The 16,083-nt window shown below is 64.4% G+C and carries 14 protein-coding genes; 11 read left to right on the top strand and 3 right to left on the bottom strand.

The genetic code is table 11. The features are described from left to right. Positions 1-53: 53 nt before the first annotated feature. Complete coding sequence (locus NKJ55_RS14825; protein ID WP_352450544.1) at positions 54-611, bottom strand: sugar O-acetyltransferase; 558 nt, start codon at positions 609-611, stop codon at positions 54-56. 148 nt (positions 612-759) lie between these two features. Between NKJ55_RS14825 and NKJ55_RS14830 the strand changes: the two genes are divergently transcribed. From NKJ55_RS14830 to NKJ55_RS14840, 3 genes are all read left to right on the top strand, one after another. Beyond that, a complete protein-coding gene (locus NKJ55_RS14830) occupies positions 760-1,221 on the top strand; it encodes a DUF4126 domain-containing protein (protein WP_352450545.1) in 462 nt (153 codons plus the stop codon). Further along, positions 1,218-2,594 carry an FAD-containing oxidoreductase gene (locus tag NKJ55_RS14835; RefSeq protein WP_352450546.1) on the top strand — a complete coding sequence of 459 codons (1,377 nt, stop codon included), beginning with the start codon at positions 1,218-1,220 and terminating at the stop codon, positions 2,592-2,594. Before NKJ55_RS14830 ends, NKJ55_RS14835 begins: the two co-directional genes overlap by 4 nt. 101 nt (positions 2,595-2,695) lie before the next feature. After that, positions 2,696-3,745 (top strand): M14 family metallopeptidase, encoded by a 1,050-nt coding sequence (locus NKJ55_RS14840; RefSeq protein WP_352450547.1) that lies wholly within the window; start codon positions 2,696-2,698, stop codon positions 3,743-3,745. Positions 3,746-3,759: 14 nt separating this feature from the next. Here NKJ55_RS14840 and NKJ55_RS14845 read toward each other — a convergent pair whose 3' ends face one another. After that, complete coding sequence (locus NKJ55_RS14845; protein ID WP_352450548.1) at positions 3,760-4,530, bottom strand: isocitrate lyase/PEP mutase family protein; 771 nt, start codon at positions 4,528-4,530, stop codon at positions 3,760-3,762. Positions 4,531-4,850: 320 nt separating this feature from the next. Here NKJ55_RS14845 and NKJ55_RS14850 point away from each other — a divergent pair, with 320 nt between their 5' ends. Both NKJ55_RS14850 and NKJ55_RS14855 read left to right on the top strand, forming a co-directional pair. Continuing rightward, entirely contained in the window at positions 4,851-7,040 is a 2,190-nt protein-coding gene (locus tag NKJ55_RS14850; protein WP_352450549.1) for an anthranilate synthase, read from the top strand. Positions 7,041-7,072: 32 nt separating this feature from the next. Next, positions 7,073-8,002, top strand: coding sequence for a cation diffusion facilitator family transporter (locus NKJ55_RS14855; RefSeq protein ID WP_502895031.1), 930 nt, complete (start codon positions 7,073-7,075; stop codon positions 8,000-8,002). Positions 8,003-8,090: 88 nt separating this feature from the next. On the opposite strand, the gene NKJ55_RS14860 is transcribed toward NKJ55_RS14855, so the two are convergent. Continuing rightward, positions 8,091-9,179 carry a hypothetical protein gene (locus NKJ55_RS14860; protein ID WP_352450550.1) on the bottom strand — a complete coding sequence of 363 codons (1,089 nt, stop codon included), beginning with the start codon at positions 9,177-9,179 and terminating at the stop codon, positions 8,091-8,093. A 101-nt stretch (positions 9,180-9,280) separates the two neighbouring features. Between NKJ55_RS14860 and NKJ55_RS14865 the strand changes: the two genes are divergently transcribed. The 6 genes from NKJ55_RS14865 (at position 9,281) to NKJ55_RS14890 (ending at position 15,760) form a co-directional block, all read left to right on the top strand. Then, a complete protein-coding gene (locus NKJ55_RS14865) occupies positions 9,281-9,733 on the top strand; it encodes a DsrE family protein (RefSeq protein ID WP_352450551.1) in 453 nt (150 codons plus the stop codon). 171 nt (positions 9,734-9,904) lie between these two features. Then, positions 9,905-10,702 carry an SDR family NAD(P)-dependent oxidoreductase gene (locus NKJ55_RS14870; RefSeq protein ID WP_352450552.1) on the top strand — a complete coding sequence of 266 codons (798 nt, stop codon included), beginning with the start codon at positions 9,905-9,907 and terminating at the stop codon, positions 10,700-10,702. A 49-nt stretch (positions 10,703-10,751) separates the two neighbouring features. Further along, on the top strand, positions 10,752-11,060 hold the full coding sequence (locus tag NKJ55_RS14875; RefSeq protein WP_352450553.1) for a putative quinol monooxygenase: 309 nt from the start codon (positions 10,752-10,754) through the stop codon (positions 11,058-11,060). A 127-nt stretch (positions 11,061-11,187) separates the two neighbouring features. Beyond that, positions 11,188-12,276, top strand: a complete 1,089-nt coding sequence (locus NKJ55_RS14880; protein ID WP_352450554.1) for an AbrB family transcriptional regulator — start codon at positions 11,188-11,190, stop codon at positions 12,274-12,276. Positions 12,277-12,458: 182 nt separating this feature from the next. After that, positions 12,459-14,546: a TonB-dependent siderophore receptor gene (locus NKJ55_RS14885; protein WP_352450555.1), complete on the top strand. Its 2,088-nt coding sequence runs from the start codon at positions 12,459-12,461 to the stop codon at positions 14,544-14,546. After that, a complete protein-coding gene (locus tag NKJ55_RS14890) occupies positions 14,546-15,760 on the top strand; it encodes an MFS transporter (protein WP_352450556.1) in 1,215 nt (404 codons plus the stop codon). Before NKJ55_RS14885 ends, NKJ55_RS14890 begins: the two co-directional genes overlap by 1 nt. Positions 15,761-16,083: the final 323 nt, after the last annotated feature.

The following is a 16,083-nucleotide window of genomic DNA, read 5'->3' on the forward strand; positions in this document are numbered from 1 at the left end:
CCGCCCCCATGTCCATCAGAACGAGGACGTGACCGGCAACAGAAGCACGGTGCTCAGTTGTTGCTGATTACCCGTGCCGGATTGCCGACCACCGTGGTGTTCGCCGCGACGTCGCGCGTCACCACAGCACCGGCGCCGACGATGGCGCCATCGCCGATCCTGACTCCGCCGAGGATGACGGCACTGCCGCCGATCCAGGCATTGTCGCCGATCTCGACCGGCTTGGCGATCTCCAGCCCTGCCCGTCGCCCGGCAGCCTCCTTGTGGTGCTCGGCGCAATAGATCTGCACATTCGGGCCGAGCAGCGTTCCCTTACCGATGCGCACTGGCGCCGTGTCGAGAATGATGCAGCCGGCATTGAGAAAAACGCGGTCGCCGAGAAAGATGTTGAAGCCATAAGCGCAGTGGAACTGCGCCTCGATCCGGGCGCCCTCGCCCGCAGCGCCGAGCAGCGTCCGCAATCCAGGCCCGATGTCGCGACGCTGCCGGGGCGGCAGGCTGTTGTGCTCGAACACCGCGTCTCGCGCCGTGATGCGCAACGCCTCCAGTTCCGGATCGAGGCAGCAATACCACTCGCCCGCCGCCATTTTCATGCGTTCGCTTTCGGCCATGGCCGCAACTCCAGTCTCAATCTTTGCCAAAGCACAAGTGCTGCAAATGCGGAAGCGCCGGCGGCGACACCACCTCTGGTCAAATACCGGACCTATGGTAGCTTGCTCTCTCGGACCTGTCCCAAGCCGGCCATCGAGGGGATCAATCATGCTGTACATTTTTGCACTCCTGATTGGCATCGTTGCCGGGCTTCGCGCGATGACCGCGCCCGCCGCCGTCGCCTGGGGCGCCTGGCTTGGCTGGTTGCCGGTCGCGGACACCTGGGCCAGCTTCATGGGCCACTGGATCGCCGTCGGCATCTTCACCATCCTGGCCATCGCCGAACTGGTCACCGACCAGCTGCCCTCGGCGCCGAGCCGCAAGGTGCCGCAGCAATTCGGCACGCGTATCGTCTTGGGCGCTTTCACCGGCGCGGTGATCGGCGCCACCGGCGGCGCCACCATCGGCGGCCTGATCGCCGGCGCCATCGGCGCGGTGATCGGCACGCTGGGCGGCGCCGAGGCGCGTAAACGCCTGGCCGCCGCCTTCGGCAAGGACCCGCCGGCCGCCTTCATCGAGGACGCGGTGGCGATCGTCGGCGGGCTTCTGATCGCGGCGGCGGCGGCATGACGGCAAAGACATTCGACGCCATCATCGTCGGTGCCGGGCAGGCCGGCCCACCGCTCGCCGGCCGGCTGAATGCGGCCGGCATGAGCGTGGCGCTGATCGAGCGAAAGCTGGTCGGCGGCACTTGCGTCAACACCGGCTGCACGCCGACCAAAACGATGGTGGCAAGCGCCTATGCCGCGCATCTCGCCCGCTCGGCCGCGGATTACGGGGTGACGCTGTCCGGTCCCGTCGGCGTAAACTACAAGGCGATCAAGGCGCGCAAGGACAAGGTCTCCAACGGCGCCCGCGGCAATCTCGAAGACTGGATTGCCGGCATGGACAAATGCACGCTCTATCGCGGCCATGCGCGCTTCGTAAGCGCCAACACGGTGCGCGTCGGCGACGATCTGCTGAGCGCCGAAAAGATATTCCTTAACACCGGCGGGCGCGCCTCGGTGCCCGACCTGCCTGGCATCGACGGCATTTCTTACCTGACCAATTCCTCGATGATGGATCTCGACGTGCTGCCGCGCCATCTCATCGTTGTCGGCGGCAGCTATGTCTCGCTCGAATTCGCGCAGATGTTCCGCCGCTTCGGTTCCGAAGTCACGGTCATCGAAAAAAGCCCGCGCCTGATCGGTCGCGAGGACGAGGATGTCTCGGACGCCATTTTGTCGATCCTCGAAAACGAAGCCATTGCCGTCCATCTCGGCGCCGACGACATCCGCTTCGCCAGGCGAGGCAACGAAATCGCCGTGACCTTCTCGCCAGGCAAGGCGGCTGCGGTCGGCTCGCATGTGCTGCTGGCGCTCGGCCGCACGCCAAACACCGACGATCTCGGCCTCGACAAAGCCGGCGTCGAGGTCGACAAACGCGGCTTCATCGTCGTCGACGACCAGTTGCGCACCAGCGTGCCCGGCATCTGGGCGATGGGCGACTGCAACGGCAAGGGCGCCTTCACCCACACCTCGTACAACGATTACGAGATCGTCGCCGCCAACCTGCTCGACAACGATCCGCGCAAGGTCAGCGACCGCATCGAGGCCTATGCGCTCTATATCGACCCACCGCTCGGCCGCTGCGGCATGACCGAAGCCGCGGTAAGGAAATCCGGCCGCCGCGCCTTGGTCGGCCAGCGGCCAATGACCCGCGTCAGCCGTGCCGTCGAAAAAGGTGAGACGCAAGGCTTCATGAAGATCCTGGTCGATGCCGACACCAAGGAGATCCTCGGCTGTTCGGTGCTCGGCCCGGGCGGCGACGAGGCGGTGCACTGCGTGCTCGACCTGATGTATGCCAAGGCGCCGGTCAGCACGCTGGCGCGCGCCGTGCACATCCACCCGAACGTCTCGGAGCTTCTGCCGACCATCGCCCAGAAACTCAAGCCGCTGGTGTGACGGCCGGGTAGAATCGTGCGCCCATAGCGGCAGCGACTGGACCAATCGACAGCCCAGCGGCAAAAGGGCATGTGTTCCGCCTCTTCTCCCGGAGCCATCCCATGCAGAAGTCCATCGAACGCGTCGCCGGCGACAGCGAAGGCGTTTCCTACGAATTCCCCGTCTTCCGCTTCGCCGGAACGGACAAGACGGCGCCTTCCGCCTATCTGCAGGCGGCACTTCATGCCGGCGAATTGCCGGGCGTCGTCGCCATCGACACGCTGATGCCGATGCTCAGCAAGGCGGAAGCCGAAGGCCGCATCACCGGCAATATGACCATCGTGCCCTGGGCTAATCCGATCGGCCGCGCGCAATATCTTTACGGCGACCATCAGGGCCGCTTTCATCTGGGCACGCGCACCAATTTCAATCGCGGCTTTCCGCGGCTCGCCGCGCCCGACCTCACGCTGCTGCCGGCGCACGGCACGGTCGACCAGCGGCTGAAAACGCGGCTGCTGCAGCTCTCCATTGGCCACGACATCGTGCTCGACCTGCATTGCGACGATGAGGGCCTCGCCTATCTTTACGTCCACACCAGCCTGTGGCCGGCCATGGCGGATTGTGCAGCGGCCATGGGCGTCGACGCGGTGATGCTGTGGGACGAAGACCCCGACGGCACCTTCGAAGGCGCCTCGATCATGCCGTATCAGAACGTTCCCGCCGACGTCGCGTGCCTCGACCCGCGCGTCGCCACCACGGTCGAATATCGCGGCATACTCGATGTCGACGGCGCCCTCGCCGGCGCCGATGCCGAAGGGCTCTACCGGCTGCTGGTGGCGCGCGACGTCATCCAGGATCAGGCGCTGCCCGCGCCTGGCAGCTTCGTTGGGCTCGTCGCGCCGCTCGAAAACATCGAGATGATGCCGGCGCCCCGCTCGGGCGCGATCCTTTACGACGTGAAGCCGGGCGACCGCGTCACCAAGGGTGCGCGCCTTGCCACCATCGTCCACGCGCCCGGCGAGCCCGACGGCCGCACGGAAGTGTTGGCGCCGCAGGCGGGCCTCATCCTGACGCGGCGTTCCCGCCGCATCATCCGCGCCGGCGAAGACCTCGTGAAGCTGGTCGGCGACGGGACGAGCGCCGATGCAAGGTCGGGAACGCTGGAGGACTGACGCACCCCGCCAGGCTACCCCGAAATCGCCTGTCGCGCCTTGGCCTCCAGCCATTCGGCCATCTGCCGGTACGGCACCGGACCATGGCTCACGCGGGCGACGCCGAGTTCGGCAAGCCTCTGGCGCGGCGGCACATGCGCCAGGGCAATGATGTTGACCGGCAATGCCGTTGCCTCGCAGAGCGCCTCGATCAGGCCTTCATCGGCAAGCCCCGGCGCAAAGAAGCCATGCGCTCCGGCCCTTTCGTAGGCGTGCGCCCGCTCGATCGCCTGATCGAGAAGAGCCTTGTCGTGCGCATTCGGTTTAGTCTTCAGGAAAATGTCGGTTCGGCTATTAATGAAGGCCGGAATACCCGACGTCTTCACCGCCGCTGCAGCCGCTTCGATCCGCCTCACCTGTATGGCGATGTCGTGCAGCCCACTGCCGCCGACGATCTGATCCTCGAAATTAAAGCCGACGGCTCCAGCCTGCACGGCGAGCGTCACGCTGCGGGCGACAACCTCCGGAGCGACCCCGTAACCCCCCTCGAGGTCCATGGTTACCGGCACATCCACCGCCGCAACGATGCGTTTGATGTTTTCGAGCGCCAGTTCCAACGGGATTTTCTCGCCATCGGCGAATCCGAAAGCGGCCGCGACCGGCCAGCTTCCGGTGGCGATGGCCTTGGCCCCTGCTTTCTCGATGATCTTGGCGGAGCCTGGGTCCCAGGCATTGTAGAGGACAATCGGGTTTCCCTTGACATGGAGAGAATGGAACGTCCGTGCGCGGTCGAACTGCTGGGTCATTTGATGTTTTCCCGTCTTCCTGCTGTTTGATGCAGAGTCTAGGCAGGACGGCCGGTCTTGGCCATGTGCCATGGGTTGCGAAAGCGGCAGCCACCCCACAGACTTTCAAACCTGTTGCGCATACCGCTTTTCGCGGCTATGGATTTCGCCATGAATATGCGTTCGATCAAGACCATTTGGTGGTGGGCTCGCTGACAGCGGCCTGTTCGAACGCGTTCGCGTGACAATCGAGGGTGGCCGCAGCGGAATGTCCGGGCGGCCATTTGTTTTTTCAAGCCATTCCCGGGTCCGTTGCCCCAAAGACGCTGATGGAGACGGCAATGACGACGAAAATTCTGGAGAATGGCGCCGAGCGCTTCGTCACGGCGGGTGGCGTGGCGATTACCCGCCAGCGCCATGACCGGCCTTACGAGGGGGCGATCGACGGCTATGTCGATGGCCTGAATTCGCGCCGCGGCGCCGTGTTTTCCTCGAATTACGAATATCCCGGCCGCTATACGCGCTGGGACACCGCCATCATCGATCCGCCGGTGGTGATCTCGGCACGCGGCCGCGCCATGCGCATCGAGGCGCTGAACCGCCGCGGCGACGTGCTTTTGCCGGTGATCGGCGCGGTGCTTGCCGGCCTTGACGATGTCACGATCGCCGAGACGTCCAACAAACTCATCCGCCTCGAGGTCGCCAAGCCCGATCGTATCTTCACTGAAGAGGAACGCAGCCGCGTTCCCTCCGTCTTCACCGTGCTGCGCGCCATCACGGCTTTGTTCAAGACCGAGGAAGACGCCAATCTCGGCCTCTATGGCGCCTTCGGCTACGACCTCGCCTTCCAGTTCGATCCGGTCGACTACAAGCTCGAGCGCAAGCCAAGCCAGCGCGATCTCGTGCTGTTCCTGCCCGACGAGATCCTCGTCGTCGACCACTATTCGACCAAGGCCTGGACCGACCGCTACGACTATTCCGGCGATGGCTTCTCGACCGAAGGCCTGCCGCGCGACGAAATCGTCGAGCCGTTCAGGACCGCCGACCGCATCCCGCCGCGCGGCGACCACGAGCCCGGCGAATATGCCAAGCTGGTGCGCAAGGCGATGAAGAGCTTCGAGCGCGGCGACCTGTTCGAAGTGGTGCCGGGGCAGATGTTCTACGAACGCTGCGAAACCCAGCCCTCCGAGATTTCCCGCAAGCTGAAGAGCATCAACCCTTCGCCCTATTCCTTCTTCATCAATCTCGGCGAGGGCGAATATCTGATCGGCGCCTCGCCGGAAATGTTCGTGCGCGTCAACGGCCGCCGCGTCGAGACCTGCCCGATCTCCGGTACCATCAAGCGCGGTGACGACGCCATCTCCGACAGCGAGCAGATCCTGAAGCTGCTCAATTCGAAGAAGGACGAATCCGAACTCACCATGTGCTCGGACGTCGACCGCAACGACAAGTCGAGGGTCTGTGAGCCGGGCTCGGTGCGCGTCATCGGCCGCCGCCAGATCGAAATGTACTCCCGCCTGATCCACACCGTCGACCACATCGAGGGGCGGCTGCGCGAAGGCATGGACGCCTTCGACGCCTTTCTGTCGCATGCCTGGGCGGTCACCGTCACCGGCGCGCCGAAATTATGGGCCATGCGCTTCATCGAGCAGAACGAGAAGAGCCCGCGCGCCTGGTATGGCGGGGCGATCGGCATGGTCAATTTCAACGGTGACATGAACACCGGCCTGACGCTTCGCACCATTCGCATCAAGGACGGCATCGCCGAGGTGCGCGCCGGCGCCACGCTGCTCTTCGACAGCATTCCCGAGGAAGAAGAAGCCGAAACCGAACTGAAGGCATCCGCCATGCTCTCCGCCATCCGCGACGCCAAATCAGGCAATGCCGCCAGCACCGAACGCAGCACCGCGCGTGTCGGCGACGGCGTCAACATCCTGCTGGTCGACCACGAGGACAGTTTCGTCCATACGCTCGCCAACTATTTCCGCCAGACCGGCGCCAATGTCTCGACGGTGCGCACACCAGTGCCGGATGAGATCTTCGACCGGCTGAAGCCAAACCTGGTCGTGCTCTCGCCCGGCCCCGGCACGCCGAAGGACTTCGACTGCGCCGCCACCATCAAGCGGGCCCGTGCGCGCGACCTGCCGATCTTCGGCGTCTGCCTCGGGCTGCAGGCGCTGGCCGAGGCCTATGGCGGCGAGCTGCGCCAACTGCACATCCCGATGCATGGCAAGCCGTCGCGCATCCGCGTGTCGAAGCCGGGCATCATCTTCTCCGGTCTGCCCAAGGAGGTGACGGTCGGCCGCTATCATTCGATCTTTGCAGATCCGGTGCGGCTGCCCGATGGTTTTGTCGTCACCGCCGAGACCGAGGACGGCATCATCATGGCCTTCGAGCACCGCAAGGAGCCGATCGCCGCAGTGCAGTTCCACCCGGAGTCGATCATGACGCTCGGCCACAATGCCGGCATGCGCATCATCGAGAACATCGTCGCGCACCTGCCGCGCAAGGCCAAGGAAAAGGCCGCTTAATTCGAGGGCTCAGTGTTGGGATCTTTTCCCCAGTGACCGCGGCGGAAATCAAAGCCGCCGCCAGGCAGAAGGTCGCCAGCCTCGCCTTCTGGTCGATCGTCGTCGCCTGCGTCGTGCTCGGCCTGAAGCTGGTGGCCTGGTACGTCACCGGTTCGGTCGCGCTTTATTCGGACGCGCTGGAATCGATCGTCAACGTCATTGCCTCTGCCGCCGCCTATTGGGCGATCCAGGTCAGCTACAAGCCAGCCGACCAGGACCATCCGTTCGGCCACCACAAGGCCGAGTATTTCTCGGCCGTCCTCGAAGGCGTGCTGATCGTGCTTGCCGCCTTGCTGATCCTCAATGAGGTCTGGTGGTCCTGGCAGCATCCCGCCCTGCTGGAACAGCCATGGACCGGCCTTGCCGTCAATGGCGTCGCAACGGTCATCAACGCTGTCTGGGCCTTGACGCTGATCCGCACCGGCCGAAGCGAAAAATCGCCGGCTCTCGTTGCCGACGGCAGGCACATCATGACCGACGTGGCGACCTCGGTCGGTGTGTTCATCGGCCTGGTCGGCGCCGTGCTGACCGGCTGGCAGGTTCTCGATCCGGCTCTTGCGGTGATCGTGGCGCTGAACATCCTGTGGCAGGGCTGGCACGTCATCGGCTCCTCGATGAACGGGCTGATGGACCGCGCCGTCGACACCCAGGAACATATCCGCATACGCGACATCATCTCGGCCAATTGCAAGGGCGCGCTCGAGGTCCACGACCTGAAGACGCGCATCGCCGGCCGCGCCACCTTCATCGAGTTCCACCTGGTCGTCGACGCCGACATGTCTGTCGGCGCCAGCCACGTCATCTGCGACCGCATCGAAGACGCGCTGCAGGCCGAAATCCCTTCCGTGCGGGTCATCATCCATGTCGAGCCCGACGACGAGGCGAAACTGCCCAAGGGCACGACGGCCGTGCCGTTCGCGTGAAGCGATAGCGGGACGCCGCCATCCAAAAACCTTGAGGTCGGCGGGACAGCACCCCCCTCTGTCCCGCCGGCATCGCGTCTCTGAACTGCTACAGCCCGCAGGCAGCCTGCGGCATCGGCTCCAGCCGGTAGACCTTGTCGTCGGAGCTGGTGTCACCTTCCGCCGCTTTCGAGCACAGATCGATGATCGGCAGGCCGCTGTTCGGGTTGGCCAGCATCATCGTGCCGTTGGCGCCGCGGCGAAGGAAGACCTCCCTTTGCGCGATGTCACAGGACGCAGCACCCGTCTTCGCGCTCGCCGCGCAGCGCCACTGGTCGCCCTCGCCCTGACAATTATAGACCTGCGTGACCTTGGCCGATTTCTGCCGCGTGGTAACCGAAACGGCGATATCGGCGCCGCTTGGCCAATTGGCCGGATCGCCCTCCTTGGCGAAAGACGCCAGCTCGACCGGTCCGCGGAACACCCTGATCGACTGGGTCAGTTGGTCGGGATGCGAGCCGAGATGCTCGGCGTCGTAGTCGCGTCCGTAGCAGAAGGCCTGGTCCGGCTTCAGCCGCTCGCGCAATGGCGGGCCAAGTGCCGGATCGATCGGGTCGATGCGCGCGAACTCCGCCTTGCAGGTGGCGGCCGGCATCGGATCGAGCCTGAAGCCGTTGTCGTCCTTACCCAGCGCCTGCCTTTCGTACTCCGCCTTGCCGAGCTCGTCTTCCGATCCGGCGTCGAGATAGAGGTCGGGCTGCACGTCCGAGACGATCAGCCGGCCTTTGTCGTCGACCTTCAGCGAAGCCATGGTGCGGTCGCAGTCCATACCGCAGCGGATCGGGCCGGTCTTGCCGTCCTCCGACTCATGACTGCACCAGCCGCCAAGCCATTCAGGCGCCTCGGCGCCGCGCACCGTCGTCGCCATGAAGCCATTGTAGGAGGAATCGATGCCGGCGCTTGGCTCCTCGTTTGGCCGGCTGACCGGATCGCGGCCGTAATAGAAGAAGATGCGCGTCACCTTCTGCTGCGGATGCGACTTGAGATGCGCGGCGTCATAGACGCGGCCGAAGCAGGCGTCCTTGCCGTCGGGGCTGAGCTCGGTGAGTTTGAGCGTGTCGTCGGCGAAAGCAGAGCCGGCGACGGCGGCGAGCAAGGCAACCCCAACTCCGGCGCCCATCACGGTCCTTGATATCATGCTGGCTCCCCCTGCCCCGACAAGACGTGGCTTCAATTTATGTTAGGATCGAGGCCGAGGCCACGCAAATTGCGCGCGCCGGCCAAATGGGAGATGAAGCCATGCGACGCCGCGATATTTTCCGCGTCGGTCTTGCCGGAGCCGCCGGGCTTTTCGGGCTGCGCCCCACCAAGGCGGCAGCCATTGAAGTCAAGGCCGTCGAAGAGGAAAGGCAAAAGGTCGCCTATCACCTCAGCGATCTCGACAAGGTCAATTTCGTGCTCGGCAACATCAAGAACCACTTCGAAGGCACCGACGGCAAAGTCGACATCGCGCTTGTCGTGCACGGCCCGGCACTTGCCGCCTTCAAGTCGAAGGGTATATCGGCCGCCATTTCCGGGCGGTTCGCCGGCCTTGTCCAGGATGGGCTCAGCCCGCACGCTTGCGCCAACACCATGCACGGCATGGATATCGGCCTGGCCGACCTGCTCGACGGCTTCCATGCAGCCGACAGGGGCGGGGTCGTCAAGCTCGCCGAATTGCAACGCCAGGGCTACGCCTATCTCAGGCCATAGGGCAATTCCAGGAAAAGTGTGAAACGGTTTGCCGTCCGGAATTGCGTCAAGACAAAGAGGGAGCGGTTCGCCGTTTCCGTGAAACGGTGAACCGCCCTAAACTTTTACGGACTTGAACGCGAGGACTGCGAGGGCCTACGAAGAGCAGGCAGAGTCCCCGGAGGAATAGACGTGCCAGCCACCACCACCCTTGTCAGCCCCTCTCTCGTCATCCCCGACCTTGCCGGAAAGGCGGTCCTGGTCACCGGCGCCTCGACCGGCATCGGCGCGGCGCTCGCACTCGCCTACGCCGCGCAGAAATGCCGCGTCGCACTGCATTACAATTCGAGCCGCGCGGCTGCCGAAAACCTGGCCGCGACCATTCGCAACGGCGGCGGCGACGTGTTCCTCGCCCAGGGCGATTTCTCGATTCCCGCCGATGTCGAGCGCGTCGTCGAGGACAGTGCGCAACATTTCGGCCGGCTCGACGGCCTCGTCAACAATGCCGGCGGCATGCTCGGCCGCGTGGCCTATGCCGAGCAGACCGAGGCGCATTACGACGCGGTGATGGACCTCAACGCGCGTTCCGTGCTGACAGCTTCGCGCAAGGCAATCCCATGGCTGAAGCGGCAGGGTGGCTTCATCGTCAACACCTCCTCGATCGCCGCGCGCAACGGCGCCGGCGGCGGCGCCGGCCTGTACGGCTCGGCCAAGGCCTTCGTCTCCAACGTCACGCGCGGCATGGCCAAGGAGCTGATCGGTTTCAACATCCGCGTCAACGCGGTGGCGCCCGGCACGATCGCGACACCTTTCCACGAGCGCTACTCGACCGACGACCAGATGAAGGGCATGATCGCCACCATCCCGCAGGGCCGCGCCGGCACCGCCGAGGACTGCGTTGGCGCCTATCTGTTCCTCTCCTCCGATCTGTTGAGCGGCTACATCACCGGCCAGGTGATCGAGGTGAATGGCGGGCAGTTGATGCCGTAGACGGCGAACTGCATACTCCTGGTTGCGTCATCTCAACGGAGCAAAGCGAATGTACGGACTGATCGGCAAGATGCGGGCGATGCGCGGCCAGCGTGACGCAATGATGGATATCCTGCTCGCCAGCACCGGCGCCATGCCCGGCTGCCTGAACTACATCATCGCCACCGACCCGGCCGATGCCGACGCGATCTGGGTGACCGAAGTGTGGACCGACGCCGAAAGCCACAAGGCTTCGTTGCAGCTGCCCGAAGTCCAGGCGGCAATCGCCAAGGCACGGCCGATCATCGCCGGCTTCGAGTTCCAGGTGGAGACGCATCCTGTTGGCGGGTTCGGGTTGCCGGCGGTGAAGGCGGGATAGAGGGAGAGGCCGGCAGGACAGAGGGGGTGCGAAGGATCGCTGCGGATGGTTGGTGCCATTACCATCCAAGCCCTTTTCCGCGCAAAAAGGGTTCGCATTTTTTCGCCACCGGTCTAAGAGCCCATCTATGGATTCTTCCCCGAACCCGCCGGCCATCGAGCATCTGGCGCGGATCCACAGGGCCTGGCAGTGGCCGGTCCTGGTGGTGGTCTCGGTGCTGTTTGCCGGCGCGCTGGAACTCGCCGCCCTGCCCGCCGCGCTCTTGATCGGACCGATGCTGGCGGCCATCGCTGCCGGCACCAACGGCGCCACGGTGCGCGTGCCGCGGGTTCTGTTCGGCTCAGCCCAGGCGGTCGTCGGCTGCCTCGTCGCCAGTTCCATCTCGGCCGATATCTTTCCCGTCTTCTACAAGGAATGGCCGCTGTTCCTTGGCGTCGTGATGGCGACGGTCGCGGCATCCAGCCTGCTCGGCTGGCTGATCAGCCGCTGGCGCATCCTGCCCGGCACCACCGCGGTCTGGGGCTCGTCGCCGGGCGCCGCTACCGCCATGGTGCTGATGGCCGGTGCCTTCGGCGCCGACCAGCGCCTCGTCGCCTTCATGCTTTATCTGCGCGTCATCTGCGTCTCGATGACGGCAGCCCTAGTGGCCAAGCTTTGGGTCGACACCTCAGGCATCGAGGTGCCGGCCATCGTCTGGTTCCCGCCGGTCGACCCGCAAGGCTTGGCCGCAACATTCGGCGTGGCGCTGGTCGGCGGCCTCGCCGGAAAGCTTTTCCGGCTGCCGTCGCCGTTTTTCCTCGGCACCTTCATTTTCGGCACCGTGATCCATCTCGGGCTCGGCGTGACCATGCAGTTGCCACCCTGGCTGCTTGCCTTGAGCTATACGATGATCGGCTGGAGCATCGGCCTGAATTTCACCAGGGCCATTTTGCGCCACGCGGCCCGCGCGCTGCCGCAGATCGTCGGCTCGATCATTGCCCTGATCGTCTTTTGCGGCGGCCTCGCCTTCCTGATCAGCCGCCTGCTCGGCATCGATCCGCTGACCGCCTATCTGGCAACCAGCCCCGGCGGCATGGACAGCGTCGCCATCATCGCCGCCGCCGCGCAGCATGTCGACATCTCCTTCGTCATGGCGCTGCAATCGGCACGCTTCCTGATCGTGCTTCTGGTCGGCCCAAGCGTGGCGCGGCTGGTGGCGAGAAGCCTCAAACCATAGCAGCTTGCCTCTCCCTGATTGGCAGCTGGTTTTCCTGAAACCGGTCGCACTTTGCTGTCGCCGACCGTATCGGGCCAGCACCCGCACGAGCTCAAAAAATAACTTGACTCAAATACTCAGATTTGAGAGCCCCTTCCGTCAATGTACGGAAGAGTGGAGACGAGTTGATGCGGAAACGGACGATGACATGGCTCCTGGGGTTATCATTGCCGGGCAGCATGGCCCTGCTCGACCTGTCCGGGCCGGCTCACGCCCAGGACCAGGGCGGCGTCACCGTTCTCAACAAGATCGAGGTCGATGCCGAGAGCGACGAGATCCTCGTGCAGGACGGCTATGTCGCCAAGAAGGACCGCATCGGCACCAAGACCGACACGCCGATGGTCAAGATTCCGCAAGCCGTTTCGGTTGTGACGCAAAAGCAGATCGAGGACCAGAAGCCACGCACGCTGAACGAATCGCTCGGCTATGTCGCAAGCGCCAATCCGAACAGCTTCGGCTTCGACACCCGCTACGATGCCTTCTTCCTGCGCGGCTTCCAGGCCTTTTACAACGGCATGTTCCGCGACGGGCTGCGCCAGTACAACGGCCCCTCGGCCTGGTTCAAGACCGAGCCCTACGGCATCGAAGGCGTCACCATCCTGAAGGGGCCGGCCTCCTCGCTTTACGGCATCAGCGGTCCGGGCGGCATCGTCAATCTGGTCACCAAGCGCCCCAAGGAAGAACAGTTCCGCGAGGTCGAAATGCTGCTCGGCGAGCACAATCGCTTCCAGGCCGCACTCGACGCTTCCGGCCCGGTGAACGACGACGGCAGCATCCTCTACCGCTTCACCAGCCTCGGCCGCACCAGCGACACCGACCTGCCCGGTTATCCCGACGACAAGATCTATCTGGCGCCGGCAGTCACCTTCAAGCCGGACGAGGACACCAAGCTGACCATCCTCGGCGAATATTCGAAATCCGTCACCGGCGGCACCGCTGCCTTCTACAATTCGGGCGGCGCTCTGACGAACCTCTACGAGGGCGATCCCGTCTGGAACGACTTCGACCAGACCCAGGGCCGCATCGGCTACGAATTCGAGCACCGTTTCAACGACGTGCTGACGGTCCGGCAGAACCTTCGCTACAGCGCCGTCGACGCCGACATCGAATATAGCGGTCATTACCCGGCCGGCGTGGATCTGAAACGCTATTGGGGCCACTACACCGAGACCATGAAGAACTTCGTCGTCGACAACATGGCGCAGTTCGAATTCGATACCGGCCAGGTCAGGCATACGGCGGTAGCCGGCATCGATTACGCCTGGTCGAACTATGACGCCGGCAACGGTATCTCCTACGTTTCCGTCGACGACATCAAGGCCGCTCCGGTTCCTTACTCTGGCGGGCAGGAGATGAACCAGCTCGGCGCCTACCTGCATGACCAGATGGAGTGGAACGATTTCACCCTGTTCGCCAGCGGTCGCTACGACTGGGCCGACACCACCTCGACCGCCGCCGACTTCACCAAGTCCAAGCAGGACGACAGTGCCCTTTCCGGCCGGCTCGGCCTGTCCTACCAGACCGAATGGGGCATCACGCCCTATGTCAACTATTCGACGTCGTTCTCGCCCAATATCGGCTTCGTCTATGACGATGTCAGCAGCCCCATCGGTCGCGTCGCCCGTCCGACCATCGCGACGCAAAAGGAAATCGGCGTCAAATACGAGTTTGCCGATTACAACGCCGCCGTCAGCGCCGCTCTGTTCGACATCGACCAGAAGGATGGCGTCGTCTTCGACGCGTCGACCGGCATCAACAAGCAGCGCCAGCTCGACCTGAACTCGCGCGGCGTCGAACTGGAAGCCAGCGCCTCGCTCGACAACGGCCTCAGCATACTCGCCTCTTACACCTATCTGCGCGTGAAAATCGAACGCGGCGCCACGGGAACCGCAGGCAAGGAACTGTCGGCGACGCCAAATCACATCCTGTCGCTCTGGGGGCAGTACCAGTTCGAGGACGGCACGCTGCAGGGGCTCGGGCTGGGCAGCGGCGTTCGCGTTGCCGGCTCGAGCTATGGCGACGACACCAACACCTTCAAGAACGACGCGCGCGCCTTCGTCGACGCCTCGCTCTCCTACGATTTCGGCTACCGCAATCCCAAACTCGAGGGCGTGAAGCTGCAGGTCAACGCCAAGAACCTGTTCGACACTCAAAAATCCATCTGCTCGGCCGGCTATTGCTACCGCGACGAGGGCCGCTCGCTGTTCGCTAGCCTGCGCTACCGCTTCTGATGTCGATCGCCGTTTCCAGCCGGGCATCGACGCCTGTCGCGATCGTCCTGGCGATCGGCGGGCTCTACGTCGCGCAGAGCGTAATCGGCGGCATCACCTGGGCGGGCCTGCCGGCGGTGATGCGCGACCAGGGCCTGCCGCTCGACCGGATCGGCCTGGTCTCGCTGATCGCGCTGCCATGGGCGCTCAAGTTTCTATGGGCGCCGGCCGTCGAGCGCTATCGGCTGCCGCCGGTCGGCAAGAACCGCACCGGCACGATCGTCGCCGCCGGTGGGCTCGTGTCCATCGCCGGGCTGTGGGCCGTCGGCGCGCTCGGCCCGGAGGCCTGGTGGCCGGTTCTGGCCTGCCTGACCATCGTCGCCTTCGCCGCCTCGACGGTCGACATTGCCTGCGATGGTTTCGCCGTGCAGAGCCTGGCCAGGGAAAACCACGGCTGGGGCAATGCCGCGCAGGTCGGCGGCGCCTACCTCGGCTCGGCCATCGGCGCCGGCCTATTTCTGCTTCTGGTCGACGCTTATGGCTGGCGCATCGCCGTTTGGGCGATGGCCTTGCTGCTCCTGCCGCTCGGTCTGCCCTTCCTGCTCGGCGCGGCCAGCCGCGCGCGCGAGGAGACGCGCGAGCATGTTCCCAGCCTTCTCGACGCGTTGAAGCGTCCCGAAATTCGGCGCGGCCTGGCAGCGTCGGCCATCTATGTCCTGGCCCAGAAGGCGGCACTCGCCATGCTCGGACCATTCCTGATCGACGCCGGGCTCGACCTCCCGATGGTCGGACTTGTCAACGGCGTCGGCAGCATGTTCGTCGGCCTGGCTGCCGCACTCGCCGGCGGCGCTCTCGTCAAATGGTTCGGCCCGCGCAACGTGCTCGTCCTGGCGCTTTTCCTGCAGGGCGGATCGCTGTTCTTCTTTTCGGTCTTCGATTTTCTTGGTGGCTTCTCGACCACCGCTTTGATGGCCATCGCGGTGCTCAGCTCGTCCGGCTTCATGGCTCTCGGTTTCGTCGCGCTTTACGCGCAGTTCATGCGCTGGTCAGATCCAAGACAGGCGGGCGTCGACTTCACGCTGTTCCAGTGCATGGACGCACTGATGAGCATGGCCGGCGGGATCGCGGCCGGCTACGCCGCGCAGTATTTCGGCTATGGCGCGTTCTTCGCAGGCGCCGGCCTCGTCGCGATGCTGGCGGCCCCGGCGATCATCATCGTATCCGACCGCCGGTGACCCCGCCCGCCCTTGTGCAGCAGGGGAATCGCATATGGAAGTTTGGGGCATTTGCCAGGCCGCGTACCCCCACCCTTAACCCCTCCCCACAAGGGGGAGGGGGACGATGCCGCTGCTGTTTCGGCTAGAATCGTCGAAGTTTGCCGCTGAGTGGCGCTGCCGCAAAAGTTCCCCTCCCCCTTGTGGGTGTTTGGACTGGGGACATCGCGAACAGATGTGCGAGGACATCGCGAACAGTTTTGCATGCTATCGCGCCAGGACATTGAGGTCGATGGTTTCTATTTTCTGATGTCTGAACCAGGCGTCGAAGACACCGTCTGTGG

Origin of the sequence: Mesorhizobium sp. M0106, assembly GCF_040322715.1 — a bacterium.
Classification (GTDB): Bacteria; Pseudomonadota; Alphaproteobacteria; order Rhizobiales; family Rhizobiaceae; genus Mesorhizobium.

Excerpts from the sequence above, each read along its gene's own strand:
- NKJ55_RS14875 (WP_352450553.1), top strand. The coding sequence starts at position 10,752 with ATGTACGGACTGATCGGCAAGATGCGGGCGATGCGCGGCCAGCGTGAC.
- NKJ55_RS14845 (WP_352450548.1), bottom strand. The coding sequence starts at position 4,530 with ATGACCCAGCAGTTCGACCGCGCACGGACGTTCCATTCTCTCCATGTC.
- NKJ55_RS14885 (WP_352450555.1), top strand. The coding sequence starts at position 12,459 with ATGACATGGCTCCTGGGGTTATCATTGCCGGGCAGCATGGCCCTGCTC.
- NKJ55_RS14825 (WP_352450544.1), bottom strand. The coding sequence starts at position 611 with ATGGCCGAAAGCGAACGCATGAAAATGGCGGCGGGCGAGTGGTATTGC.
- NKJ55_RS14840 (WP_352450547.1), top strand. The coding sequence starts at position 2,696 with ATGCAGAAGTCCATCGAACGCGTCGCCGGCGACAGCGAAGGCGTTTCC.
- NKJ55_RS14860 (WP_352450550.1), bottom strand. The coding sequence starts at position 9,179 with ATGATATCAAGGACCGTGATGGGCGCCGGAGTTGGGGTTGCCTTGCTC.
- NKJ55_RS14865 (WP_352450551.1), top strand. The coding sequence starts at position 9,281 with ATGCGACGCCGCGATATTTTCCGCGTCGGTCTTGCCGGAGCCGCCGGG.
- NKJ55_RS14880 (WP_352450554.1), top strand. The coding sequence starts at position 11,188 with ATGGATTCTTCCCCGAACCCGCCGGCCATCGAGCATCTGGCGCGGATC.
- NKJ55_RS14830 (WP_352450545.1), top strand. The coding sequence starts at position 760 with ATGCTGTACATTTTTGCACTCCTGATTGGCATCGTTGCCGGGCTTCGC.
- NKJ55_RS14850 (WP_352450549.1), top strand. The coding sequence starts at position 4,851 with ATGACGACGAAAATTCTGGAGAATGGCGCCGAGCGCTTCGTCACGGCG.
- NKJ55_RS14890 (WP_352450556.1), top strand. The coding sequence starts at position 14,546 with ATGTCGATCGCCGTTTCCAGCCGGGCATCGACGCCTGTCGCGATCGTC.
- NKJ55_RS14835 (WP_352450546.1), top strand. The coding sequence starts at position 1,218 with ATGACGGCAAAGACATTCGACGCCATCATCGTCGGTGCCGGGCAGGCC.